Consider the following 25890-nt stretch of genomic DNA (forward strand, 5'->3'; position numbering starts at 1 on the left):
AGCGAAAGGCGGCCAAAAGGTCGCCTTTTTTATTGGAGCTGATTACAATTCAGCTATTCCTATTTTTGCCCTGCTCGGCATTTTGATAACACAGGCACATTTATGACAACTGATACCATAGTTGCTCAAGCAACAGCCCCCGGTCGTGGTGGCGTCGGCATTATTCGCGTATCTGGTCCGCTTGCGGCGCAAGTCGCTGTTGAAGTGACCGGTAAAGAGCTGCGTCCGCGTTATGCTGAGTATTTGCCATTTAACTCACAAGATGCTCTTCAGATTGACCAAGGTATCGCGCTCTACTTCCCTAACCCACACTCATTCACGGGGGAAGACGTGCTTGAGCTGCAAGGCCACGGTGGGCCCGTCGTCATGGATATGCTGATCAAACGGATTCTGCAAATTCCTGGCATTCGCACCGCCAGACCGGGAGAGTTTTCTGAACGTGCTTTCCTCAATGACAAACTCGACCTCGCACAAGCAGAAGCGATCGCAGACTTAATTGATGCCAGCTCTGAAGAAGCGGCAAAATCGGCGCTACAATCTCTGCAAGGTGCCTTTTCTGGCCGTATTAACACCTTAGTTGAATCACTGATTCACTTGCGCATCTATGTTGAAGCCGCAATCGACTTCCCAGAAGAAGAAATCGACTTTTTGGCGGACGGAAAAGTCGCTGCAGACTTACAGACCATCATTGATAACCTTGCCGCAGTGCGCAAAGAAGCAACCCAGGGCGCAATCATGCGTGAAGGGATGAAAGTCGTGATAGCCGGACGCCCGAACGCAGGGAAATCGAGCCTACTTAACGCGCTGTCAGGCAAAGAGTCAGCGATTGTGACTGATATCGCAGGCACCACGCGTGACGTGCTGCGCGAACATATCCATATTGATGGCATGCCGCTACATATCATAGATACAGCAGGTCTGCGCGATGCATCAGACGAAGTAGAAAAAATCGGTATCGAACGAGCTTGGGATGAAATTTCTCAAGCCGATCGAGTGCTGTTTATGGTCGATGGCACCACCACAGATGCCACCGATCCGAAAGAAATCTGGCCTGACTTTGTTGATCGTCTACCAGAAAATATTGGCATGACAGTGATCCGCAACAAAGCAGATCAAACAGGCGAAGATCTCGGTATCTGCCATGTTAACGATCCCACTTTAATTCGTCTGTCAGCCAAAACAGGGGCTGGTGTTGAGTCACTCCGCACTCACTTAAAAGAGTGCATGGGGTTTGCTGGTGGTAACGAAGGGGGCTTTATGGCTCGCCGTCGTCACTTAGAAGCGTTAGAGCGAGCCGCAGAGCACCTCGATATCGGTCAACAGCAACTTGAAGGCTATATGGCGGGAGAGATTCTGGCTGAGGAGCTGCGAATTACGCAACAACACTTGAGTGAAATCACCGGTGAGTTTAGCTCTGATGACCTTCTCGGACGCATTTTCTCCTCTTTCTGTATTGGTAAATAACATTCAACGCGGCATATTGGCCGCGTTTTTTCATCGTGTATAAAGGAACAGCTATGATCCACATTATTACGGGTAGCACACTAGGCGGTGCTGAGTATGTAGGAGACCACCTCAGCGACCTGTTGATTGAAAAAGGCTTTCAAACCACCATCCACAACCAACCAAATTTAGCCGAAATCGACCCAAGTGGTACTTGGCTAATCATCACCTCCACCCATGGCGCGGGGGAGTATCCAGACAACATCCAGCCTTTTATACAAGCGCTGCAAGACACCCCGCCGAGAATGAGCGAAGTCAAATACGCCACGATTGCTATTGGTGATTCAAGCTATGACACCTTCTGTGCTGCTGGCCAACATGCACATCATTTACTCAGCGACATCGGTGCGACAGCTCTGACTGAGTGTCTTACTATCGATGTGCTCAGCCATGATGTTCCAGAAGATGCAGCAGAAGCTTGGCTTTGTGAACATATCGATCTCTTCTAACACTCTTTAAGTGGTCATTTCTATGGCCACTTAACTCAACTTCCCTTCCTTGTGAATAAAATCTTTTCGATCACACTAAACTGTTTGCTGCTTTTCCGACCACTCTCTCTGTGGATAAAGTTAGATCTTTCCGGTGATTAACCTATAGTTATCCAAGTAATAACTCTTATCCGTTTTCCCCCTTGTGCATAAGTGTCAATTTTGATCCCAACTAATCCTCGATCTGATCAAGGTAAGATCACATGATATGATCCAAAAAAGATCCATGATCTTGTTGATCATTTTTCACTTATCCACAGAAATGGGTGATCTTAATAATAGATCTAATAAAAGATCATATATATAGATCTTATATATATAAGGATTTGGTGACTTGAATGAAAAGAATCAAAAGCGTTTTCTCTCTCGTTGAAAGAAGGTAGAATAACGCTCTTTTTCTCTATCCAACTCTCTATTGAATATCTGAGGTCGGTTCATGCTTTATCACGAAAAATTTGATGTCATCGTCGTTGGTGGCGGTCACGCAGGAACGGAAGCCGCACTCGCATCTGCTCGTACTGGGCAAAAGACGTTATTACTGACTCATAACATTGACACTCTGGGTCAAATGTCATGTAACCCTGCTATCGGTGGTATCGGTAAAGGACATCTCGTAAAAGAAGTCGATGCTATGGGTGGCCTAATGGCGCAAGCAATCGATCATGCAGGTATTCAATTTAGAACGTTAAACGCATCAAAAGGTCCAGCGGTTCGCGCGACTCGAGCTCAGGCAGACCGAGCCTTGTACAAAGCGTATGTTCGCCATGCATTGGAAAATGCACCAAATCTGACCTTGTTCCAGCAATCGGTTGATGATCTGATTGTCGAAAATGATCGAGCGGTCGGTGTCGTAACCCAAATGGGATTGCGTTTCCATGCCAAAGCGGTTGTCCTAACAGTCGGGACCTTCCTCGGTGGAAAGATCCATATTGGTATGGAAAGTTCATCAGGTGGCCGTGCTGGCGATCCACCATCGATCGCGTTGGCGGATCGTCTACGTGAATTGCCATTTAGGGTTGATCGTTTAAAAACCGGCACACCACCACGCATTGATGCTCGCAGTGTTGATCTCTCTGTACTTGAAGAGCAGCACGGCGACACGCCTGCTCCAGTATTTTCGTTTATTGGTAAACGTGAACAACATCCACGTCAAATTCCGTGTTTTATCACGCATACTAACGAGCAAACACACGAAGTGATTCGTAATAACCTTGATCGCAGCCCTATGTATGCCGGTGTAATCGAAGGTATTGGACCGCGTTATTGCCCTTCGATTGAAGATAAGGTGATGCGTTTTGCGGATAAAAATAGCCACCAAATCTTTATTGAGCCGGAAGGCTTGAATACCCATGAGCTCTATCCAAATGGTATCTCCACCAGCTTACCATTTGACGTTCAGGTGCAAATTGTTCGTTCAATGAAAGGGTTTGAAAACGCCCATATTGTGCGTCCAGGCTACGCAATCGAATATGATTTCTTTGACCCACGTGATTTGAAACAAACCTATGAGACCAAATTTATCCGCGGTCTATTCTTTGCTGGTCAAATCAATGGTACGACTGGCTACGAAGAAGCCGCAGCACAAGGTTTGATGGCGGGTCTAAATGCGAGCTTGTTTAGCCAAGACAAAGAAGGTTGGAGTCCACGTCGAGATCAAGCCTACATGGGCGTTTTGATTGATGACTTGTCGACCATGGGTACCAAAGAGCCGTACCGTATGTTCACTTCTCGCGCGGAATATCGATTACTGCTGCGTGAAGACAACGCAGATTTACGCTTAACAGAACAAGCGCGCCAATTAGGTTTGGTTGATGATGTTCGTTGGGCTCGCTTTAATGAAAAAATCAACAATATCGAAACAGAGCGTCAGCGTTTGAAAGATATTTGGATGAATCCAAAATCAGATGGTGTGGATGCACTGAATAACCTGCTCAAAACACCAATGGCGCGTGAAGCCAGTGGTGAAGATCTATTGCGTCGTCCAGAGATGACTTATGATCAATTGACTCAGCTCGCCGCCTTCTCACCTGCGATGGATGATCAGCAAGCAACAGAGCAGGTTGAAATTCAAGTTAAGTACGAAGGTTACATCAAGCGTCAGCAAGATGAGATCGAAAAATCACTTCGTCACGAACACACTAAGTTGCCTGTTGATCTGGATTACGCCAAAGTGAGCGGCTTGTCGAACGAAGTGGTGGCCAAATTGGGCGATGCTAAGCCAGAGTCAATTGGTATTGCTTCACGTATCTCAGGTATTACCCCAGCAGCGATTTCTATTTTGCTGGTTCACCTGAAGAAACACGGTTTGCTGAAAAAAGGCGAGGAAGCATAATGTCCCTACTTCGAACGCAACTGGATGCTTTAATCGCGCAAACCGATCTCGAGGTTTCATCTCATCAACGCGAACAGTTGGTGGGCTATGTTGAAATGCTCAATAAATGGAACAAGGCATACAACCTAACTTCTGTCCGCGATCCACAAGAAATGTTAGTGAAACATATCATGGACAGTATTATTGTTAGTACTCACTTACAAGGTGGGCGTTTTATTGATGTCGGTACTGGACCTGGATTACCCGGTATTCCGTTATCGATCATGAATCCAGATAAAACGTTTGTCTTGCTTGATAGCTTGGGTAAGCGCATCCGCTTTATCAAGCAGGTCCTACATGAGCTGAAAATTGCCAATGTTACGCCGATCCAGAGTCGCGTCGAAGAGTACCAACCGGAAGATAAATTTGACGCAGTGCTCAGTCGCGCTTTTGCTTCAATGACAGACATGGTGGAATGGTGCCATCATTTGCCAAAATCCGGCTCAGGTCGTTTCTTCGCGCTGAAAGGTCAATTACCACAGGATGAGATTGAACAATTGCCTGAGTGGTGTTCTGTGACCGACATCAAAGCTTTGAACGTTCCCCAATTGGAAGGTGAGCGTCATCTAGTAATCTTATCGCGCAAGGAATAAAAGCGAGGTTCATTGTGGGAAAAATCGTAGCCATTGCCAACCAGAAAGGTGGGGTTGGGAAAACAACAACGTGCATTAACTTAGCCGCTTCTATGGCTGCAACTAAGCGCAAGGTTTTAGTCATCGATCTCGACCCACAAGGCAACGCAACAATGGCCAGTGGTGTTGATAAGTATCAAGTGGATGCCACCGCTTATGAACTGTTGGTCGAAGATGTTCCTTTTGCTGAAGTAGTGTGCCGCAAAACGTCAGGCAACTACGATTTAATTGCTGCCAACGGTGATGTCACCGCGGCCGAAATTAAGTTGATGGAAGTCTTTGCCCGTGAAGTTCGTCTTAAGCACGCGCTAGCATCAGTTCGTGATAACTATGATTTCATCTTTATCGATTGTCCTCCATCTCTAAACCTTCTTACAATCAACGCTATGGCTGCAGCCGACTCGGTGTTGGTTCCGATGCAGTGTGAGTACTTTGCTCTAGAAGGTCTAACAGCGTTAATGGATACCATCAGTAAATTAGCCGCTGTGGTGAATGAGAATCTGAAGATTGAAGGGCTATTACGCACCATGTATGACCCACGTAACCGCTTATCGAACGAAGTCTCTGATCAGCTCAAGAAACACTTTGGTAATAAAGTGTATCGTACTGTCATTCCACGCAATGTCCGCCTTGCTGAAGCGCCTAGTCATGGCAAACCTGCCATGTATTATGATAAGTACTCAGCGGGTGCTAAAGCGTATCTTGCTTTAGCGGGTGAAATGCTTCGCCGCGAAGAAGTCCCTGCATAACGATAACCAAAGGAATTCCGTCTCATGTCTAAGCGTGGTTTAGGTAAAGGCCTTGATGCTCTGCTTTCAACCAGTTCATTGGCGCGTGAAAAACAGCAAAGTGCATTGCACAGCCAAGAACTGTCATCGGATGGTAATCTTACCGATCTAAACATTAATAGTTTGCAGCCGGGTGTGTACCAACCGCGTAAGGCAATGGAGCCCGAGGCGCTAGAAGAACTGGCTGCTTCGATCGAATCGCAGGGCATTATTCAGCCGATTGTGGTGCGACAGCTTGGTGATAAATTCGAAATTATTGCTGGTGAGCGCCGCTGGCGTGCTGCTCGTAAAGCGGGTCTTAAACAAGTGCCATGCGTGGTAAAAAATGTTGAAGATCGCGCTGCGATAGCAATGGCATTGATCGAAAATATCCAGCGTGAAGATCTCAATGTGATCGAAGAAGCGGTTGCTTTGGATCGTTTGCAAGAAGAGTTTAGCCTCACTCACCAACAAGTGGCGGATGTTATTGGCAAGTCACGCGCAGCCGTCAGTAACTTGTTGCGACTCAATCAGCTTGAAGAAGACGTCAAAGGTTTAGTCTCTCGCAATCTTCTTGATATGGGCCATGCTCGTGCATTATTGGCGCTCGAAGGCGAGCAACAAGTTGAGATTGCCGAGCTAGTGGCGAAGAAGAAAATGACCGTTCGCCAGACTGAGCAGCTAGTGAAAAAATGTCTCCAGCCACAATCTGAGCCAAAAAATGACGTGCAAGATACTGAAGCACAACTAATTTCGCAAAAATTGAGTGAAATGCTGGGTGTAAAGGTGGCAATTGTTAGAGCGGACAACGGTAAATCTAAGGTGACGATTAGTCTTGATGAGCCTCACAAATTAGAGCAGCTAATTGCCAAGCTTGAAGGCTAAATGAGATAATTGATCTCAGTCAATATAGGTAAAAACAGAATTTTTGTGCGGAAGTTGTCGGTTTGTAAACAAAATTGTAACTTTTTGCGGTGTTTTAATTGCATTCAGTTCGACTCACCGTATAATTTTCGCCAATTTCCCAGCCCTGAGGTAGTATAGCTGTGGATTTTACTAGAGGTACGAATACATGGTAGCTGCGTTAGCTAGACCAGGACGAGAGCTTGCAAAGCAATTGTTAATGATCCAGTTTGGCGTGGTTACACTATTGGCAGCAGGTATGGCGATAGCTGTAAATGCTGACTGGGGACTTTCAGCCTTAATTGGTGGTGGCATCTTTGTGATTGCCAATACCGTTTTTGCGCTGTGTGCTTTTATGTTTAGTGGAGCTCGTGCTGCAAAGCGAATTACGGCCTCTTTCTACACTGGTGAAGCGCTTAAAATCCTCATCACGGTGGTTCTCTTCACCGTTGCTTACATGTATATGCAGGTGGAACTTGTTCCCCTTAAGCTAACCTATTTGCTGGCTCTAGGTATTAATATCTGTGCGCCAGTGCTATTCATTAACAACAAAAAATAGGATGAGTTATGGCTGCGCCAGGTGAAGCGCTAACGTCATCCGGATACATTGCCCACCACCTTTCCAACTTATCGCTTGGTAAGTTAGGTCTAGTGGAGGAAGCAAGTTTCTGGAACGTACATATCGATAGCCTGTTTTTTTCTTGGTTTACTGGTTTAATTTTCTTAGGAATTTTTTACAAAGTAGCGAAGAGAACTACAGCGGGTGTTCCGGGTAAGCTTCAGTGTTTTGTTGAAATGATCGTTGAATTTGTCGCGGAAAACGTCAAAGACACGTTCCATGGACGCAACCCACTGATCGCGCCGTTAGCACTGACTATCTTTTGTTGGGTATTTTTAATGAACGTGATGGACTTAGTCCCGATCGATTTCTTACCTTACCCAGCAGAGCATTGGCTTGGTATTCCTTACCTTAAGGTTGTACCGTCAGCTGATGTGAATATCACCATGGCTATGGCTCTAGGCGTTTTTGCTCTGATGATTTACTACAGCATCAAAGTGAAAGGTCTAGGTGGATTCGCTAAAGAATTAGCATTACATCCATTTAATCACCCAGTGATGATTCCGTTTAACCTACTGATTGAAGTGGTATCGCTGCTTGCGAAACCTCTATCACTTGGTATGCGTCTATTCGGTAACATGTTCGCGGGTGAGGTTGTATTCATTCTTTGTGCGGCAATGCTACCATGGTACTTGCAATGGATGGGTTCACTACCGTGGGCAATCTTCCATATCTTGGTTATTACGATTCAGGCTTTCGTGTTTATGATGTTGACAATTGTTTACCTGTCAATGGCACACGAAGACAGTGATCATTAATTTTATTTTTAAAGCTTTTTATTTGGGCAACTAGCCAACAACTATAAATTGGAGATAGTAATGGAAACTTTACTGAGCTTTTCTGCAATCGCCGTAGGTATTATCGTCGGTCTTGCTTCTCTTGGTACAGCGATTGGTTTCGCACTTCTAGGTGGTAAATTCCTTGAAGGTGCTGCTCGTCAACCAGAAATGGCTCCTATGCTACAAGTTAAGATGTTCATCATCGCGGGTCTACTTGATGCGGTTCCAATGATCGGTATCGTTATCGCACTTCTATTCACTTTCGCAAACCCATTCGTTGGTCAACTAGGTTAATCAATTTAACTCTAGGCAAACTTAGGTTTGTCACTGATTAACACTAAGTCCGAATAGAAGGGGTAGCTGTTGTGAATATGAATGCAACTCTGCTAGGTCAAGCAATCTCGTTTGCACTGTTTGTGTGGTTCTGCATGAAGTATGTATGGCCGCCAATTATGCAAGCGATTGAAGAGCGTCAGAAGAAAATTGCTGACGGTCTACAAGCGGCTGAACGTGCTGCTAAAGACTTGGATCTAGCACAAGCAAACGCTTCTGATCAGTTGAAAGAAGCGAAGCGCACAGCAACTGAGATCATCGAGCAAGCGAATAAGCGTAAAGCTCAAATTCTAGACGAGGCTCGTGAGGAAGCTCAGGCAGAACGCCAGAAAATCCTTACTCAAGCTGACGCTGAACTTGAAGCCGAACGCAACCGTGCGCGTGATGAACTGCGCAAACAAGTTGCAACTCTGGCTGTAGCTGGTGCTGAGAAAATCCTTGAGCGTTCTATCGATAAAGATGCGCAAAAAGATATTCTCGACAACATTACTGCAAAACTTTAAGTCTGGGGGCGCATATGTCTGATTTGACTACTATCGCACGCCCCTATGCTAAAGCAGCCTTCGACTTTGCTGTAGAGAAAGACCAGCTCGCCCAATGGGGTGAAATGTTATCTTTCGCTGCTGAAGTCGCTAAAAACGAACAAGTAAAAGAACTGTTAACCGGTTCTGTCTCTGCTGACAAGCTCGCAGAGATATTTGTTGCAGTTTGCGGTGACCAAGTTGATGCGCATGGTCAGAACCTGTTAAAGGTAATGGCTGAGAATGGCCGCCTAACGGCCCTTCCTGATGTTTGTGAACAGTACTTCGCTCTTAAACAAGAGCATGAGAAAGAGATCGATGTTGAAGTCACTTCAGCAAGCGAGCTTTCCGAAGAACAGAAAGCAAACATCAGCAGCAAACTTGAGCAGCGCCTAGAGCGTAAAGTAAAGCTGAATTGCAGTGTAGATGAGACCCTACTTGGTGGGGTTATAATTCGAGCCGGAGACTTAGTCATCGACAACTCAGCGCGTGGTCGTTTGAACCGCCTGAGCGATGCATTGCAGTCTTAATGGGGATTGGAGCATGCAACTTAATTCCACGGAAATTAGCGATCTAATCAAACAACGCATCGAATCTTTCGAAGTTGTTAGTGAAGCTCGCAACGAAGGTACTATCGTATCGGTAAGCGATGGTATCATCCGCATCCACGGCCTAGCGGACGTGATGCAAGGTGAAATGATTGAATTACCGGGTGGCCGTTATGCACTAGCACTTAACCTTGAGCGTGACTCGGTTGGTGCGGTTGTAATGGGCCCATATGCTGACCTTAAGGAAGGCATGAAAGTTACAGGTACTGGCCGCATTCTTGAAGTGCCAGTTGGTCCAGAACTACTAGGCCGCGTAGTAAACACGCTGGGTGAGCCTATCGATGGTAAAGGTCCAATCGAAGCGAAACTGACTTCGCCTGTAGAAGTGATTGCACCAGGTGTAATCGACCGTAAATCGGTAGACCAACCTGTACAAACTGGTTATAAGTCAGTTGACTCAATGATCCCAATCGGTCGTGGTCAGCGTGAGCTTATCATCGGTGACCGCCAGATCGGTAAAACCGCAATGGCGATAGATGCAATCATCAACCAGAAAAACTCTGGTATTTTCTCTATCTACGTAGCAATCGGTCAGAAAGCATCGACTATTGCCAACGTGGTTCGCAAACTAGAAGAGCACGGTGCACTATCAAACACTATCGTTGTTGTTGCATCAGCTTCTGAATCTGCAGCGCTGCAATACCTAGCGCCATATGCAGGTTGTGCGATGGGTGAATACTTCCGTGATCGCGGTGAAGATGCACTGATTGTTTATGATGATCTATCTAAGCAAGCTGTCGCTTACCGTCAAATCTCTCTACTACTAAAACGCCCACCAGGCCGTGAAGCTTTCCCAGGTGACGTTTTCTACTTACACTCGCGTCTACTAGAGCGTGCAGCTCGTGTAAATGAAGAGTACGTAGAGCGTTTCACTAACGGTGAAGTGAAAGGTAAGACAGGTTCTTTAACTGCTCTTCCTATCATCGAAACTCAAGCTGGTGACGTTTCAGCCTTCGTACCGACTAACGTAATCTCGATTACCGATGGTCAGATCTTCCTACAAACTGAGCTATTCAACGCAGGTGTTCGTCCAGCGGTTGACCCAGGTATCTCAGTATCTCGTGTAGGTGGTTCAGCGCAGACTAAAATCATCAAGAAACTGTCAGGTGGTATTCGTACAGCACTTGCTGCATACCGCGAACTAGCGGCATTCGCACAGTTCTCTTCTGACCTTGATGAAGCAACGAAGAAACAGCTAGACCATGGTCAAAAAGTTACAGAACTAATGAAGCAGAAGCAGTACGCTCCTATGTCTGTGTTTGACCAAGCGGTTGTGGTATACGCTGTTGAGCGTGGTTACCTAAATGGCGTTGAGCTGGACAAGGTTCTCGACTTTGAAGCGTCTCTACTATCGTATGCTCGCGGTCAACTTGCTGAACTTGCAGCAGAGATCGACAAGACGGGTGCTTACAATGATGACATCGAAGCTCAGCTGAAGAAGCTGCTAGATGACTTCAAGGCAACTCAAACTTGGTAATAAGTCGGTGGCAGAAATAGCCACCAACTAATGGAGAGCAACGATGGCCGGCGCAAAAGAGATACGTAATAAAATCGGTAGTGTTAAAAGCACTCAGAAAATTACGAAAGCGATGGAAATGGTTGCAACGTCGAAGATGCGTCGTTCGCAAGACTCGATGGAAGCAACTCGTCCTTACGCTGAGACAATACGTAAAGTGATCGGTCATATGGCTAACGCAAATCTAGAGTACCGTCATCCGTACCTAGAAGAGCGTGAAGTCAAGCGTGTTGGTTATATCGTTATTTCTACAGACCGTGGTTTGTGTGGTGGCTTGAACATCAACTTGTTTAAACAAGCGGTGTCAAGCATGCAAAGCTGGAAAGAAAAGGGTGCAGAAATTGACTTAGGCATTATTGGTTCTAAGGCAACGGCATTCTTTAATAACAGCGGTGCGAAAGTTTCTGCGCAAGTCTCTGGATTAGGGGATAACCCTACTCTGGAAGATCTTATCGGTTCTGTAGGTGTGATGCTGAAGAAATACAATGAAGGTGAACTTGATCGCCTTTACGTAGTGTACAACCACTTCGTGAACACTATGACTCAGCAACCAACAATCGATCAATTACTACCTTTGCCGAAAACGGACAGCGACGAGATGAAGCGTGAGCATTCATGGGACTACATCTACGAGCCTGAACCAAAACCTCTATTGGACGCGCTATTGCTGCGTTACATTGAGTCTCAGGTTTATCAAGGTGTAGTCGAGAACCTTGCTTGTGAGCAAGCGGCTCGAATGATTGCGATGAAGGCGGCAACTGACAATGCAACTAACTTGATTGATGACTTAGAACTTGTGTACAACAAAGCCCGTCAGGCGGCGATTACACAAGAACTGTCAGAAATAGTTAGTGGTGCGGCTGCAGTTTAGGCTTAGGTTAAACGAAATAGTTTAGAGGATTAACGATGGCTACAGGTAAGATCGTACAGATCATCGGTGCGGTAGTCGACGTAGAGTTCCCACAGAGCGAAGTACCTAGTGTATATGACGCTCTAAACGTAACGGACTCAAAAGAGCGTCTAGTTCTTGAAGTTCAACAACAGCTAGGCGGTGGCATAGTTCGTTGTATCGTTATGGGTAGCTCTGATGGTTTACGTCGTGGAGTTGAAGTGGTTAACACGGGTGCTCCAATTTCAGTACCAGTAGGTACTAAGACCCTAGGTCGTATCATGAACGTTCTAGGTGACGCGATTGACGAGCGTGGTGAAATCGGTGCAGAAGAGACTTACTCAATTCACCGTCAAGCACCAAGCTACGAAGAGCAATCAAACGAAACAGCGCTTCTAGAAACAGGTGTAAAAGTAATCGACTTGGTTTGTCCATTCGCTAAGGGTGGTAAAATCGGTCTATTCGGTGGTGCAGGTGTAGGTAAGACCGTTAACATGATGGAACTTATCAACAACATCGCACTGCAACACTCTGGTCTATCAGTATTTGCTGGTGTTGGTGAGCGTACTCGTGAAGGTAACGATTTCTACTTTGAGATGCAGGAAGCAGGCGTTGTAAACGTTGAGAACCCTGAAGAGTCAAAAGTAGCGATGGTTTACGGTCAGATGAACGAGCCACCGGGCAACCGTCTACGTGTTGCACTGACTGGTCTAACAATGGCAGAGCGTTTCCGTGACGAAGGTCGTGATGTACTTCTGTTCGTTGATAACATCTACCGTTACACGCTTGCAGGTACGGAAGTATCAGCACTGCTAGGTCGTATGCCTTCTGCGGTAGGTTACCAGCCAACTCTTGCAGAAGAGATGGGTGTACTTCAGGAGCGTATCACGTCAACTAAAGCGGGTTCTATCACGTCTGTACAGGCGGTATACGTACCTGCGGATGACTTGACTGACCCATCTCCAGCAACAACGTTCGCGCACTTAGATGCAACGGTTGTACTTAACCGTAACATCGCTGCTATGGGTCTATACCCAGCGATCGACCCACTAGATTCAACGTCTCGTCAGCTAGACCCACTTGTTGTTGGTCAAGAGCACTACGACACAGCGCGTGGCGTTCAGCAGACACTTCAGCGCTACAAAGAGCTGAAAGACATCATTGCGATTCTAGGTATGGACGAGCTGTCTGAAGAAGATAAGCAAGTTGTATCTCGTGCACGTAAGATTGAGCGTTTCCTAACTCAGCCTTACCACGTAGCGGAAGTATTTACTGGCGACCCAGGTGTTTACGTACCTCTTAAAGAGACTCTACGTGGCTTCAAAGGTCTACTAGCTGGTGATTACGATGACATTCCAGAGCAAGCGTTTATGTACTGCGGTACGATTGACGATGCTATTGAGAATGCGAAGAAGCTATAAGGCTAACTAGGAGGCGATATGGCAGCAATAACCTTTCACCTAGACGTAGTAAGCGCTGAAAAGAAAATCTTTTCTGGCTTAGTTGAAACGTTTCAGGTGACCGGTAGCGAAGGTGAACTTGGTATTTTCCATGGTCACACTCCGCTGCTGACCGCTATCAAGCCTGGTATGGTGCGCATTGTGAAACAGCACGGCCACGAAGAAATTATCTATGTTTCTGGTGGTATGGTAGAAGTTCAGCCTGGTACAGCGACTGTACTGGCTGATACCGCTATCCGTGGTGAAGAACTAGACGCAGCTAAGGCAGAAGAAGCGAAACGTCGCGCTGAGGAGAAAATCCTTAACCAGCACGGCGATATGGACTTCGCTCAAGCGGCCAGTGAACTGGCTAAAGCCATGGCTCAGCTACGAGTTATCGAGCTGACCAAACAACGTCGCTAAGCAGCGATTTTGTTTAAGAGTGATAAAGGCGGCCTTACGGTCGCCTTTTTGCTTATTTTTTAACGGAAATTTTTCCCAATCAATTAACTAATCGATGATTAGTGTCTAGAATACACCCTCAGTTTTAATACAAGTTTTAATGGGTAACTCAATGAAGTTTAGCGCAGTGATTCTGGCGGCGGGTAAAGGGACTCGCATGTACTCCAACAAACCTAAGGTGTTACATACGCTAGCAGGGAAACCTATGGCTAAGCATGTTATCGATACATGCAATAGCTTGGGCGCACAGAGTCTTCATTTGGTTTATGGCCATGGTGGCGACCAAATGCAGGCTGAACTGAGTGCTGAATCCGTCAACTGGGCGCTGCAAGCAGATCAGTTGGGAACCGGTCATGCCGTGGATCAAGCTGCTCCTCATTTTGAAGATGATGAGAAGATTTTAGTATTGTACGGTGATGTTCCATTGATCTCAGAAGAGACCATCGAAAGCTTACTTGACGCGCAACCTACGGGCGGAATTGCACTGCTGACGGTTGTGCTCGACAACCCAACTGGCTATGGACGCATTGTGCGTAAGAATGGTCCTGTTGTGGCGATCGTTGAGCAAAAAGACGCGACAGAAGAGCAAAAGCTGATTAAAGAGATCAACACAGGTGTCATGGTGGCTACCGGTGGCGATCTTAAGCGTTGGTTATCTGGCCTAAACAACAATAATGCTCAAGGTGAATACTATCTGACTGACGTAATCGCTGCAGCGCACGATGAAGGTCGTGCTGTTGAAGCGGTTCATCCGGTTAATCCAATTGAAGTTGAAGGAGTCAATGACCGCGCTCAGCTGGCTCGATTAGAGCGAGCGTTCCAATCAATGCAGGCGAAAAAACTGCTTGAGCAAGGCGTTATGTTACGTGATCCAGCACGCTTTGATCTCCGTGGTGAGCTTCAATGTGGTATGGATTGTGAAATTGACGTCAACGTCATCATTGAGGGTAAAGTTACCTTAGGTGATAACGTGACAATCGGTACGGGTTGTGTACTCAAAGACTGTGAAGTAGACGACAACACGATTGTACGTCCCTATAGCATCATTGAAGGGGCGACGGTTGGTGAAGAGTGTACCGTTGGTCCGTTTACTCGTTTGCGTCCTGGAGCGGAGATGCGCAATGATTCTCACGTTGGTAACTTTGTTGAAGTGAAGAACGCGCGTATTGGTGAAGGCTCAAAAGCCAATCACCTGACTTATCTAGGTGATGCTGAAATTGGTCAACGTACCAATGTAGGTGCTGGTGTCATCACATGTAATTATGATGGTGCAAATAAATTTAAAACCATTATCGGCAATGATGTATTTGTTGGCTCTGACAGTCAACTGGTGGCTCCGGTTACGGTTGCAGACGGTGCAACCATTGGTGCAGGTACAACCTTGACTAAAGATGTTGCTGAGGGTGAGTTAGTAATCACTCGCGCGAAAGAGCGCAAAATTACAGGCTGGCAACGTCCGGTGAAGAAGAAGTAACCCCTGATGACTGAATATAAGCCGCTTATCATAAGCGGCTTTTTTACGTCTGAATTTAGTGGCTTGGTACCGCGATACGCTTTTCAAGCCAACGAACCCCTTGAGATACCAGTAATATCAGTACTAAGTACTCTAATACCAAGAAAGTATAAATCTCTAATGGTAAGTACTCATTAACCACCAGCTCATTGGCGCGTCTTGTGAGGTCGCTTAAGCCAATCACGCTGACCAGTGAGCTCATCTTGAGGATATAGACAAATTGGTTACCCAAGGGCGGTAGGATCTGGCGAAAAGCTTGTGGCAAAATCACCAAGCGCATTTTTTGCCAATAATTCAGGCCGAGTGACTCTGCTGCTTCATGTTGCCCGCTGCTGATCGCTTGAATCCCGCCTCTGAACACTTCTGCCATAAACGCACTTTCGGCGATAGTTAGCGCGATTACACCCGCCCAGAAATGATTGAGTGAAATATCGAGCAAAGTAGGCATACCGTAGTAAACCCACAGCAACAGAACGAGTACAGGTACGGATCGGACACTTTCGACATAGATGCGATTGATTGCCCGCAGGTATTTAAGCGGCGACAGGGCAGGCAAAGCAACCACTAAGCCAAGTGACATCGCAAACAGCATACTGAGCAAAGATACCTTAATCGTATCGTTAAACCCAGCAAGCAAGAATTTTATATTCGTTTGGCCTTGAGTTGTGGTTGGATCGAGCACGTACCAACCCCACTGATAATCCGTGCAGCCGGTTAAAAGTAATAGTGAAGCGAGCAATAGATAACGAGAAGTCACATTACACCTTGTATTGACTAAAAAAATCCGTTTGTTGCTGCTATGTTAGCAATGAACAGGCTTAAATCGTAATAACTTTATTTAGGGAAAACAGAATGAAGAAGTACATCTTAGCACTCGGATTGTGTTTATTGTCAGTGGGGCAGGTGATGGCGGAAACGAGCCGCCTGCAACAAATTCTCGATAAAGGCGTACTAAGAGTCGGGACCACAGGCGATTGGAACCCAATGACGATTAAAGATCCGGCAACCAATAGTTACCGTGGTTTTGACATTGATGTCACCACAGAGCTTGCCAAAGATTTGGGGGTTAAAGTCGAGTATGTCGCAACGGATTGGAAGACATTAGTCAACGGAATCACGGCTAATAAGTACGATATTACTGGTAGTGCATCACTCAACATGTCTCGAGCCAAAGTGGCAGGTTACAGTCAGCCATATTTTTACCTTGCTTTTGTTCCTGTGGTACAGAAAAAAGATTTAGAGAAATTTTCTGATTGGAGTGATTTCGACAAAGCGGACGTAAAAGTGGCTGCGACCTTGGGCACAGTACAAGAGAAGATGGTCAAAGAATTTTTCCCATCTGCGCAGCATATTGTGATTGAAGCGCCTGCGCGAGATTTTCAAGAGTTGCTTGCTCGTCGCGCCGATGTTTCGGTCACTTCAAACGTAGAAGCGGCAACGCTGGTGGAGAAATTCAATCAGTTGGCGATAGTGCCTGTTAAAGAGCCACGCAAACCAACGCCGATTGCGATGCTGTTACCACAAGATGACCAAGTATGGATTAACTATCTTAATCACTGGGTTGAATTAAAGAAAACGCAAGGCTTCTTTAAACAGACAGCAGAAAAGTGGGGTCTGAAAAGTCTTTAACTCACAGCGAGTAAAAGAGCCGCGCAATGCGGCTCTTGTCTTGTTTACTCTTCACTGACAACTCTAGAGTTATCTGGCGTCGTAAAGTAGCGCGATAGATTGCGATTCGACACGATATAACCCATCCACAGACCGCCCATACAGATGATAATCGCAATACCGGTTACCATTTGTGCCTGACTGGCTATGGCCGCGACTAACGCACTGGCGATACTACTGACGCAGATTTGCAGGCTATTTTGTAGACCAGCAGCGGTCGCTGGACTTTGCTTCGCATTAGCAAGCGCACGGTTGACAACGATTGGGTAAAGTGCACCGTTAGCGACAGCGATCAAACAGAATGGTGCTAGGATTGGCCAAATCGAAGTAAGTGTCCATTGCGACGCAATAAAGACCAGCAATGATGCCACGCTGAATAGACCAATCAGCTGACGCAGTACTTTTTCGTCACCATATTTGCGTACACCCACTTTGCCCAAGTAACCGCCGACCATAAAGGCGATGGTTTGAGGAATAAAGCTCAAGCCAATGTCTTTCGCTTGATAACCTAGCTGCGACATTATCTCTGGCATACCAGTAAGGTAGGCAAAAAACGCAGCCGAAGCAGTCGCAAACATAAACACGTTGCCTAGGTACGTTTTCGAACTTAACAGTGCTTTGATATCTGTAGATATACTGGTTTGTTTGACTTCTGGTTTATCGTTCTGTTGTGCCATGGTTGCAACAACAAGCAGCACACCCATCAAGGTCAATGCAACAAAAATGCTACTCCAACCAAAGCTACTCTCCAACAGAACGCCTAGTTGAGGCGCGAGAGCAGGAGATAGAGCGACCAATGGCATGATAGTGGCAAATATTTGTTGGCTGTTGCTTGCGTGGCGCTTGATTACCATTGCTTGCCAAATCACCGCGGGAGCACATACGCCGATCGCTTGCACAAAGCGCAGTGTTAACAGTTGCCATACCTGATCGCTAAATGCCAAACCAATCGATGCAAACGTAAAGACCATCAGTCCAGCAGCAAGTGTATTACGGTGACCAAACTTGTCCGAAGCTAAGCCCCACATCAATTGACCAAAAGCCATACCGACAAGAAATACCGTCAAAGATAGGGCGATTTGTTCTGGGCCAGTAACAAAATCGATTTCCATCGCTTTGAATGCGGGTAAGTACATATCAGTGGCGATAAAACCGAGCATAGACAGCGCGGCGAGATAAACCAACTGTAGTTTTGAAATTTTCATCAATTAACCAATCAAATAAATTAATCGTTATATAATAAGGATTAGTTATTTCTAACCCCGTAATGTTTAGGTCGGTATTCTATTTTTCGTTTTTTGAAAAATAAAACGCTAAAATTATTGGTTATCAATCAAAAAATTTGAAAGGTAGCGGGCTATGTACTCAAAATCTTCTCTGGAAATGTTAGATACAGTTGCACGTCTTGGCAGTTTTACTGCTGCGGCGGAAGTCTTACATAAAGTGCCTTCAGCGATCAGTTATGGCGTTCGCCAGGTTGAGCAAGAATTAGATGTGGTACTTTTTCACCGTCTGCCAAGAAAAGTCGAGCTTACCCCAGCAGGCGAACTGTTTATCGCCGAAGCGAGAATCTTGCTGCGGCAGATGGAAGAGATTAAAGCGCAAACCAAACGTGCGGCACAAGGCTGGCAATCAACGCTTAAAATCACGTTAGACAATGTTGTGAAGCTGGAAAAGCTCAAACCTTTAGTGGAAGATTTTTATCGCGAGTTTGATTTTGCAGAGCTACAAATCAACATGGAGGTGTTTAATGGTTCTTGGGAGGCCATAGCTCAAGAGCGAGCGGATATCGTGATTGGTGCGACGGCAGCCATTCCTATTGGTGGCGATTTTGAAGTGAGAGATATGGGGATTCTAGATTGGGCATTTGTCATGTCTCCTGCTCATCCGTGTGTTCGTCAGCAAAATTTAAGCGAAGAGTTTGTTAGTCAATTTCCTGCGATTTGCTTAGACGATACTTCCAGTGTGCTCCCCAAGCGTCATACTGGGCATTACCCTTCTCAGCGCCGCTTACTGTTACCTAATTGGTATACGGCGATTGAGTGTTTAAAAAACGGTGTCGGGGTTGGCTACATGCCACGACACATTGCAATGCCACTGATTATTGAAGGTGTTCTGGTGGAGAAAATTCTCCCCGATGATAAGCCACTCAGTCAGTGTTGTTTGGTGTGGCGAAAAGATGACGGCAATAAGTTGATTCAGTGGATGGTTGACTATTTAGGTTCGTCGAATCAGCTTCATATTGATTGGCTTCAACACTAAAAATAAACGCCAGCATAGCGCTGGCGTTGTTACTGTCTAAGGAATCTTAAGGGCGTTCAAAGACAGTTGCGATACCTTGACCTAAACCAATACACATGGTTGCTAGACCATATTTGGCATCTTTGGCTTCCATTAGGTTAATGAGTGTGGTCGAGATACGTGAACCTGAACAGCCGAGTGGGTGGCCAAGCGCTATAGCACCGCCGTTAAGGTTGACTTTTTCGTCCATCACTTCGAGCAAACCAAGATCTTTAGCACAAGGTAAAGATTGAGCTGCAAAGGCTTCATTGAGTTCCACCACGTCCATATCTTGGATAGACAGACCAGCACGCTTTAATGCTTTTTGCGTTGCAGGTACGGGGCCGTAACCCATGATAGAAGGATCGCAACCCGCAATCGCCATGCCTTTAATGCGAGCACGAATGGTTAAACCAAGCTCATTGGCTTTCTCTTCACTCATGATCAACATCGCTGATGCGCCGTCGGAAAGTGCAGATGATGTTCCTGCGGTTACGGTGCCGTTTGCTGGGTCAAACACAGGGCGTAGCTGAGAAAGACCTTCAACAGTCGTTTCCGGACGAATGACCTCATCGTAGTCAAGTGTGAATAGAGTACCGTCAGCGGCATGACCTTCGGTTGGTAAAATTTCACTCTTGAAGCGACCTTCAACCGTGGCGGCATGAGCTCGAGCATGGGAACGGGCGGCAAATTCATCTTGTTGCTCGCGGCTGATACCATGCAGTTTGCCCAGCATTTCGGCCGTTAAGCCCATCATGCCCGCTGCTTTAGCGACGTTTTTAGACATACCTGGGTGGAAATCGACACCGTGAGTCATAGGTACGTGACCCATGTGCTCAACACCACCGATTAAACAAATCTCCGCATCGCCTGTCATGATCGCACGGGTACCATCATGCAGCGCTTGCATTGATGAACCACAGAGACGGTTAACGGTGACCGCACCAATTTCAATTGGCAGTCCGGCTAGCAATGCCGCGTTACGCGCGATGTTGAAGCCTTGCTCTAATGTCTGTTGCACACAACCCCAATAGATATCTTCAATCTCACTTGGGTTGACCTGTGGGTTACGCGCCAAAATGCCTTTCATAAGATGAGCGGAAAGATCTTCTGCGCGAGTATGACGGAAAGCGCCACCTTTGGAGCGTCCCATTGGGGTACGTAGACAATCGACTACGACAACGTTTTTAGTTTGATTCGTCATTGTGGGTTCTCCTTAGATAGAGCCTTGTTGCTGAGCGCCGTAGAAGGTTTGGCCTTTCTCTGCCATATCGATCAGCAATTGTGGTACTTGGTACATAGCGCCTAAATCTGAGTATTGCTTCGCCATCGCAACGAATTCGGCAATACCAATACTATCTAGGTAGCGGAATACACCGCCGCGGAAAGGAGGGAACCCTAACCCGTACACGAGTGCCATATCGGCTTCTTGAGGAGAGGCGATGATGCCTTCTTCAAGACACAACACCACTTCATTGATCATAGGAATCATCATGCGCTGGATAATCGCTTGATCGTCAAACTCTTGTTTGTCGGCACAGACATCAGCTAGGACTGGCAAAATATCTTCTGAGAAAGTTTTCTTTGGTTTGCCCTTTCTATCAATGCTATAGCTGTAGAAACCGCTGCCATTCTTCTGACCATATTTGTTCGCATCGAACAGTGCGTCGATTGCATCACGGCCTTGTTTACCCATACGCTCAGGGAAGCCCTGTGCCATAACGGCTTGTGCGTGATGTGCGGTATCAATACCAACCACATCAAGAAGATAGGCAGGGCCCATTGGCCAACCGAACTGGCGTTCCATTACTTTATCTATCTTAGTGAAGTCTGCACCGTCACGCAGCAACATGCTAAAGCCGCCAAAGTATGGGAATAAGACGCGGTTGACGAAGAACCCAGGACAATCATTAACAACAATGGGTGATTTACCCATTTTCGCTGCGTAGGCAACAACGCGATTAATGGTTTCATCAGAGGTATGTTCGCCACGAATAATCTCAACCAGCGGCATGCGATGCACTGGGTTGAAAAAGTGCATACCACAGAAGTTTTCTGGACGCTTGAGTGATTTAGCTAGCAAGTTAATTGGTATCGTTGACGTATTTGAGGTGATAACGGTATTTTCACCCACTTGTTGTTCTACTTCACTTAACACGGCAGCTTTGACTTTCGGATTCTCTACCACGGCTTCGACAATCACATCTGTGTTGTCGATACCGGCGTAGTGGAGGCTTGGTGTGATGGAAGCGAGAATGCCAGCCATTTTAAACCCATCGATACGTCCACGATCTAACTGTTTATTAAGTAGTTTAGATGCTTCGGTCATTCCTAGGTCTAATGATGCCTGCGCGATATCTTTCATTAATACCGGCACGCCTTTGAGTGCTGATTGGTAAGCAATACCACCGCCCATGATACCCGCACCAAGCACGGCAGCGCGCTGAGTGTCTTTACTTGCAGACTTGGCTGCTTTTTTAGCAATACCTTTGATGTACTGATCGTTAAGGAATAGGCCAACTAGAGATTTTGCTTCTTCTGACTTGGCTAGTTTCACGAAGTACTTGCGCTCAACGTCAAGTGCTTCGTTACGTGCGAAGCGAGCACCTTCTTCAATAGTCACAACCGCAGTCATTGGCGCAGGGTAGTGAGGGCCTGCTTTCTGGGCGACTAACCCTTTTGCCATGGTAAAGCTCATCATGGCTTCAAGCTTGCTCAGTGACAGAGCTGAGGTTTTTTGTTTGCGGCGCTCTTGCCAATCTAACTTTTCATTGATCGCTTGGGTGAGCGTTGTGATTGCTGATTCATATAGAGTTTCAGTATCCACAACAGCGTCAAGTAGACCAATTTTTAGTGCTTCATCCGCTCTACATGCTTTACCTTGAGTGATGATTTCCATTGCGCTATCAGCACCAATAACACGTGGCAAGCGAACACAGCCGCCAAAACCTGGCATGATACCGAGTTTTGTTTCCGGTAGACCGATGCTGGTGGTTTTGTCACCAATACGCATGTCAGTAGCAAGTACACACTCACATCCACCACCTAAGGTGTGACCTTTTAACACTGACAGTGTTGGTACGGGTAAATCTTCAAGCTTATTGAAGATGCTGTTGGCAAACTGTACCCATTGATCGAGTTCTTGTTCTGGTTTAGCAAATAGGCCAAGAAACTCAGTGATATCTGCTCCAACAATAAAGGTGTCTTTGTCTGAGGTAAGCAGTAAGCCTTTAAGAGAGTTATGGGCTTTCAGTGCATCAAGAGCCTTATCTAGAGACTCAAGTGTCGCAAGGTCGAGCTTGTTTACGGATGCTGGTGCGCAAAAGCTGAGTTCAGCAATTCCGTCTTGTAGTTCCTTTACCTGTAGGGTTTCGGCTTGGTAAATCATTGTCTATCTCCATGACATACAATCTTTGGATTGCGTGTACAGCGGCTGAGAATTGCATATCAATGCTCATCGCTATAAAGGAAAGTGGTTCTATTTATTGTTTCTGGTTTGACCAGTAATCCTAGTTTGGACGTGCTGTTTGTTAAATTCAATACATTTTTCAAACAAGTGTTTAACATTGTGCGCTTGAACAGATCTTAAGCGACGAGAAAAATGCTCTCGTGCTACACTGCCAGCATATTGCAACCAGAACTAGCATCATGAATAACCTGCCGTACTTAATTCCTTCACAAGCGATTCAATTTGAAGAGGAAATAAAGAAAAGTGTCTTTATTACTCATCTTGCACACACGTCATCAATTGAGTTAGCCAAAGCGTTTGTTGAGCAAGTTAAAGCAGAGCATGCTGATGCAAGGCATAATTGCTGGGCATTTGTCGCAGGTAGACCAGAAGATTCAATGAAGTGGGGCTTTAGTGATGATGGCGAGCCGTCAGGAACCGCAGGTAAGCCTATTTTAGCGCAGTTATCTGGGTCAGGGGTTGGCGAAATTACTGCCGTGGTAACTCGATATTCAGGTGGTATAAAGCTAGGTACTGGTGGTTTAGTTAAAGCATACGGCGGCGGAGTACAGCAAGCGCTTAAGTTGCTTCAAACTATTGAGAAAAAAATAACCACAAAACTGATACTAGAGTTAGACTATGGTTTTATGCCCATTGCCCAATCGTTATTCCCTCAATTTGGGGCGCTAGAGGTTAATGCTGAGTATAGTGAGTCGGTTAAAATGGTGGTTGAGATCGAGCAGCGTCAAGTCAGCGATTTTACTCAAACCATTATAAATAAGAGTGGCGCCAAGGTACGTGTGACCAATTTGGACAAACAATAAAGATAATTAGGAAGTCGGAAGCTACGCTTCACAAGTCAATTTAACCATGCAATTTCGATCCATTATTCGCATCGTCGGGCTTCTGCTCGCCCTTTTTAGTCTCTCTATGCTAGCCCCTGCTTTAGTGGCGCTCATCTATCGAGACGGTGCTGGTGTTCCTTTCGTTACGACCTTTTTCGTGCTTTTGTTTTGTGGCACCGTATGTTGGTTTCCTAATCGCCACCATAAACATGAGCTAAAAGCTCGCGACGGTTTCCTTATTGTTGTCCTGTTTTGGACCGTTCTTGGTAGTGCTGGTTCGCTGCCATTTTTAATTGCTGATAATCCGAATGTATCGGTGACTGATGCCTTTTTTGAATCCTTCTCTGCTTTAACCACCACTGGTGCGACAGTTATTGTGGGTTTAGACGAGCTGCCGAAAGCAATACTTTTTTATCGCCAATTTCTGCAGTGGTTTGGCGGAATGGGGATCATTGTATTGGCCGTCGCGATTCTTCCTGTTTTGGGGATCGGGGGCATGCAGTTATACCGTGCGGAAATTCCCGGCCCTGTCAAAGATAGCAAGATGACGCCACGGATTGCTGAAACCGCGAAAGCGCTTTGGTACATCTACCTGAGCTTGACCATCGCGTGTGCAACTGCATTTTGGCTCGCTGGAATGAGCCCGTTTGATGCAATCAGCCACAGTTTCTCTACGATAGCGATCGGTGGTTTCTCGACTCATGATGCCAGTATTGGCTACTTTGATAGCTATGCGATCAACATGATTACGGTTGTCTTCCTATTAATCTCCGCGTGTAACTACTCGCTGCACTTCGCTGCTTTTGCCTCTGGTGGTGTTCATCCTAAATATTATTGGAAAGATCCCGAGTTCAGAGCTTTTATCTTTATTCAGGCGCTATTGTTCCTTGTGTGTTTTCTGGTGTTGTTAAATCACCACTCTTACAACTCATTTTATGATGCGTTCGACCAGGCTCTATTCCAGACGGTATCCATTTCGACCACCGCGGGCTTTACGACTACCGGGTTTGCCGATTGGCCCTTGTTCTTACCTGTATTGTTACTTTTCTCCTCTTTTATTGGTGGTTGTGCTGGTTCGACTGGTGGCGGGATGAAAGTCATTCGTATCTTACTACTGACGTTGCAGGGTGTTCGTGAACTCAAACGCTTGGTTCACCCGCGTGCGGTATACACCATCAAAGTCGGTGGAAGCTCGCTTCCTCAGCGAGTTGTCGATGCCGTATGGGGGTTCTTCTCTGCTTATGCTCTGGTGTTTGTTGTGTGCATGTTAGGTTTGATTGCGACCGGAATGGATGAATTGAGCGCATTTTCTGCCGTTGCGGCAACATTGAACAACTTAGGTCCGGGGCTTGGTGAAGTTGCTCTTCACTTTGGTGATGTTAATGACAAAGCTAAATGGGTTTTGATCGTTTCTATGCTTTTCGGGCGACTGGAAATATTCACTCTACTGATTTTACTTACGCCCACGTTCTGGCGTAGCTAAGGAGACAATGTGGCTAAGGCGCTATTCTTATACTCAACCCGTGAAGGACAAACAAAGAAAATCTTTCACCATATTGAAGCGGAGTTAAAAGAGTTTGAGTGTGAGTTTGTTGATCTACATAGCGTAGATACTATCGACATGAATCAATATGACCGAATATTGGTTGGTGCTTCAATTCGCTACGGCCATCTAAATAAAAAGCTCTATAAGTTTATCGAGAGAAACTTGTCGTCTTTGCAACAGAGTAAAGCGGCTTTCTTTTGCGTCAATCTGACGGCTCGCAAGGAAGAACAAGGTAAAGATACTCCAGAAGGTAGCGCTTATATAAAGACATTTCTTAAAAAGTCACCGTGGCAACCTCAGTTAATAGGCGTGTTCGCTGGCGCTTTGTATTACCCACGTTATAACTGGTTTGATAAAACCATGATTAAATTCATCATGAGTATGACGGGCGGTGAGACGGATACCAGTAAAGAAGTAGAGTACACCAATTGGTTAAAAGTGACTCAATTTGCCTGTAAGTTTAAAGATTTGTAAAGAAAAGGCTAACTTATAGAGCCTTTAGAGCAAAAATTAGTCGAACAGCAAAAAAGTTAGAAAAAACCGAAAAAAGGGCTTGCCAATGTGATGGCGATCTCTATAATGCCCCCTCGCTGACACGGGAACGCTTCATAACAGTCGCAACCCAGTTAGCGCGGTCAATTAGTCCAGCGAAAACGCTAGGAAAAAGTTTGAAAAAAGTGGTTGACACTAAACTTTATCTCGCTAAAATGGCCGTCCGATTTGATCTGAGCTCAATCGGAAAGCTCTTTAACAATATAAA

The 25890-nt window shown here is 46.0% G+C and carries 25 protein-coding genes; 21 read left to right on the forward strand and 4 right to left on the reverse strand.

The genetic code is table 11. From position 1 onward, the window contains the following. Positions 1-102: 102 nt before the first annotated feature. From mnmE to glmU, 16 genes are all read left to right on the forward strand, one after another. Complete coding sequence (gene mnmE, locus TW81_RS13075; protein ID WP_045956174.1) at positions 103-1464, forward strand: tRNA uridine-5-carboxymethylaminomethyl(34) synthesis GTPase MnmE; 1362 nt, start codon at positions 103-105, stop codon at positions 1462-1464. 53 nt (positions 1465-1517) lie between these two features. Then, on the forward strand, positions 1518-1952 hold the full coding sequence (mioC, locus tag TW81_RS13080; RefSeq protein WP_045956175.1) for an FMN-binding protein MioC: 435 nt from the start codon (positions 1518-1520) through the stop codon (positions 1950-1952). A 475-nt stretch (positions 1953-2427) separates the two neighbouring features. Continuing rightward, a complete protein-coding gene (mnmG, locus tag TW81_RS13085) occupies positions 2428-4323 on the forward strand; it encodes a tRNA uridine-5-carboxymethylaminomethyl(34) synthesis enzyme MnmG (protein WP_045956176.1) in 1896 nt (631 codons plus the stop codon). Next, on the forward strand, positions 4323-4955 hold the full coding sequence (gene rsmG / locus TW81_RS13090) for a 16S rRNA (guanine(527)-N(7))-methyltransferase RsmG (protein WP_045956177.1): 633 nt from the start codon (positions 4323-4325) through the stop codon (positions 4953-4955). The genes mnmG and rsmG overlap by 1 nt, the downstream gene beginning before the upstream one ends. A 14-nt stretch (positions 4956-4969) precedes the next feature. After that, positions 4970-5743 (forward strand): ParA family protein, encoded by a 774-nt coding sequence (locus TW81_RS13095; RefSeq protein ID WP_045956178.1) that lies wholly within the window; start codon positions 4970-4972, stop codon positions 5741-5743. A 24-nt stretch (positions 5744-5767) separates the two neighbouring features. Further along, a complete protein-coding gene (locus TW81_RS13100) occupies positions 5768-6646 on the forward strand; it encodes a ParB/RepB/Spo0J family partition protein (RefSeq protein WP_045956179.1) in 879 nt (292 codons plus the stop codon). Between the two features lie 187 nt (positions 6647-6833). After that, entirely contained in the window at positions 6834-7223 is a 390-nt protein-coding gene (locus TW81_RS13105) for a F0F1 ATP synthase subunit I (protein WP_045956180.1), read from the forward strand. A gap of 8 nt (positions 7224-7231) precedes the next feature. After that, positions 7232-8041, forward strand: a complete 810-nt coding sequence (gene atpB / locus TW81_RS13110; RefSeq protein WP_045956181.1) for a F0F1 ATP synthase subunit A — start codon at positions 7232-7234, stop codon at positions 8039-8041. Positions 8042-8101: 60 nt separating this feature from the next. Continuing rightward, the gene (gene atpE, locus TW81_RS13115) at positions 8102-8356 is read left to right on the forward strand and encodes a F0F1 ATP synthase subunit C (RefSeq protein WP_002540812.1); all 255 of its coding nucleotides are present in this window, start codon (positions 8102-8104) and stop codon (positions 8354-8356) included. A gap of 71 nt (positions 8357-8427) precedes the next feature. Then, positions 8428-8898, forward strand: a complete 471-nt coding sequence (gene atpF, locus TW81_RS13120; protein ID WP_045956182.1) for a F0F1 ATP synthase subunit B — start codon at positions 8428-8430, stop codon at positions 8896-8898. 14 nt (positions 8899-8912) lie between these two features. Then, the gene (gene atpH, locus TW81_RS13125) at positions 8913-9446 is read left to right on the forward strand and encodes a F0F1 ATP synthase subunit delta (protein ID WP_045956183.1); all 534 of its coding nucleotides are present in this window, start codon (positions 8913-8915) and stop codon (positions 9444-9446) included. Between the two features lie 13 nt (positions 9447-9459). Beyond that, on the forward strand, positions 9460-11001 hold the full coding sequence (gene atpA / locus TW81_RS13130; RefSeq protein ID WP_045956184.1) for a F0F1 ATP synthase subunit alpha: 1542 nt from the start codon (positions 9460-9462) through the stop codon (positions 10999-11001). Between the two features lie 43 nt (positions 11002-11044). Further along, positions 11045-11911 (forward strand): F0F1 ATP synthase subunit gamma, encoded by an 867-nt coding sequence (atpG, locus tag TW81_RS13135; RefSeq protein ID WP_045956185.1) that lies wholly within the window; start codon positions 11045-11047, stop codon positions 11909-11911. Between the two features lie 35 nt (positions 11912-11946). Further along, a complete protein-coding gene (atpD, locus tag TW81_RS13140) occupies positions 11947-13350 on the forward strand; it encodes a F0F1 ATP synthase subunit beta (RefSeq protein ID WP_045956186.1) in 1404 nt (467 codons plus the stop codon). Between the two features lie 18 nt (positions 13351-13368). Next, complete coding sequence (locus TW81_RS13145; RefSeq protein WP_045956187.1) at positions 13369-13791, forward strand: F0F1 ATP synthase subunit epsilon; 423 nt, start codon at positions 13369-13371, stop codon at positions 13789-13791. A 151-nt stretch (positions 13792-13942) separates the two neighbouring features. Then, positions 13943-15304, forward strand: coding sequence for a bifunctional UDP-N-acetylglucosamine diphosphorylase/glucosamine-1-phosphate N-acetyltransferase GlmU (gene glmU, locus TW81_RS13150; RefSeq protein ID WP_045956188.1), 1362 nt, complete (start codon positions 13943-13945; stop codon positions 15302-15304). A 55-nt stretch (positions 15305-15359) separates the two neighbouring features. Here glmU and TW81_RS13155 read toward each other — a convergent pair whose 3' ends face one another. Beyond that, complete coding sequence (locus TW81_RS13155) at positions 15360-16100, reverse strand: amino acid ABC transporter permease (protein ID WP_045956189.1); 741 nt, start codon at positions 16098-16100, stop codon at positions 15360-15362. Positions 16101-16195: 95 nt separating this feature from the next. Between TW81_RS13155 and TW81_RS13160 the strand changes: the two genes are divergently transcribed. Continuing rightward, positions 16196-16972, forward strand: coding sequence for a transporter substrate-binding domain-containing protein (locus TW81_RS13160; protein ID WP_045956190.1), 777 nt, complete (start codon positions 16196-16198; stop codon positions 16970-16972). A 44-nt stretch (positions 16973-17016) separates the two neighbouring features. Here the strand turns inward: TW81_RS13160 and punC are convergent, their stop codons facing one another. Next, entirely contained in the window at positions 17017-18216 is a 1200-nt protein-coding gene (gene punC / locus TW81_RS13165; protein ID WP_045956191.1) for a purine nucleoside transporter PunC, read from the reverse strand. 154 nt (positions 18217-18370) lie between these two features. On the opposite strand from punC, the gene punR reads away from it, so the two are divergent. Continuing rightward, complete coding sequence (gene punR / locus TW81_RS13170) at positions 18371-19273, forward strand: DNA-binding transcriptional activator PunR (RefSeq protein ID WP_045956192.1); 903 nt, start codon at positions 18371-18373, stop codon at positions 19271-19273. Between the two features lie 46 nt (positions 19274-19319). On the opposite strand, the gene fadA is transcribed toward punR, so the two are convergent. Together fadA and fadB are read right to left on the reverse strand one after the other, a co-directional pair. Beyond that, positions 19320-20495, reverse strand: coding sequence for an acetyl-CoA C-acyltransferase FadA (gene fadA, locus TW81_RS13175; RefSeq protein ID WP_045956193.1), 1176 nt, complete (start codon positions 20493-20495; stop codon positions 19320-19322). A 12-nt stretch (positions 20496-20507) separates the two neighbouring features. Continuing rightward, positions 20508-22679, reverse strand: coding sequence for a fatty acid oxidation complex subunit alpha FadB (gene fadB / locus TW81_RS13180; protein WP_045956194.1), 2172 nt, complete (start codon positions 22677-22679; stop codon positions 20508-20510). A 260-nt stretch (positions 22680-22939) separates the two neighbouring features. Between fadB and TW81_RS13185 the strand changes: the two genes are divergently transcribed. From TW81_RS13185 to hemG, 3 genes are read left to right on the forward strand one after another with little or no spacing between them, the layout of a single operon-like run. After that, positions 22940-23563 carry a YigZ family protein gene (locus TW81_RS13185; protein ID WP_045956195.1) on the forward strand — a complete coding sequence of 208 codons (624 nt, stop codon included), beginning with the start codon at positions 22940-22942 and terminating at the stop codon, positions 23561-23563. Between the two features lie 46 nt (positions 23564-23609). Then, positions 23610-25067: a TrkH family potassium uptake protein gene (locus tag TW81_RS13190; protein ID WP_045956196.1), complete on the forward strand. Its 1458-nt coding sequence runs from the start codon at positions 23610-23612 to the stop codon at positions 25065-25067. A 9-nt stretch (positions 25068-25076) separates the two neighbouring features. Further along, a complete protein-coding gene (gene hemG / locus TW81_RS13195; RefSeq protein WP_045956197.1) occupies positions 25077-25604 on the forward strand; it encodes a menaquinone-dependent protoporphyrinogen IX dehydrogenase in 528 nt (175 codons plus the stop codon). Positions 25605-25890: the final 286 nt, after the last annotated feature.

Origin of the sequence: Vibrio galatheae (assembly GCF_000967545.1) — a bacterium.
Taxonomy (GTDB): Bacteria; Pseudomonadota; Gammaproteobacteria; order Enterobacterales; family Vibrionaceae; genus Vibrio; species Vibrio galatheae.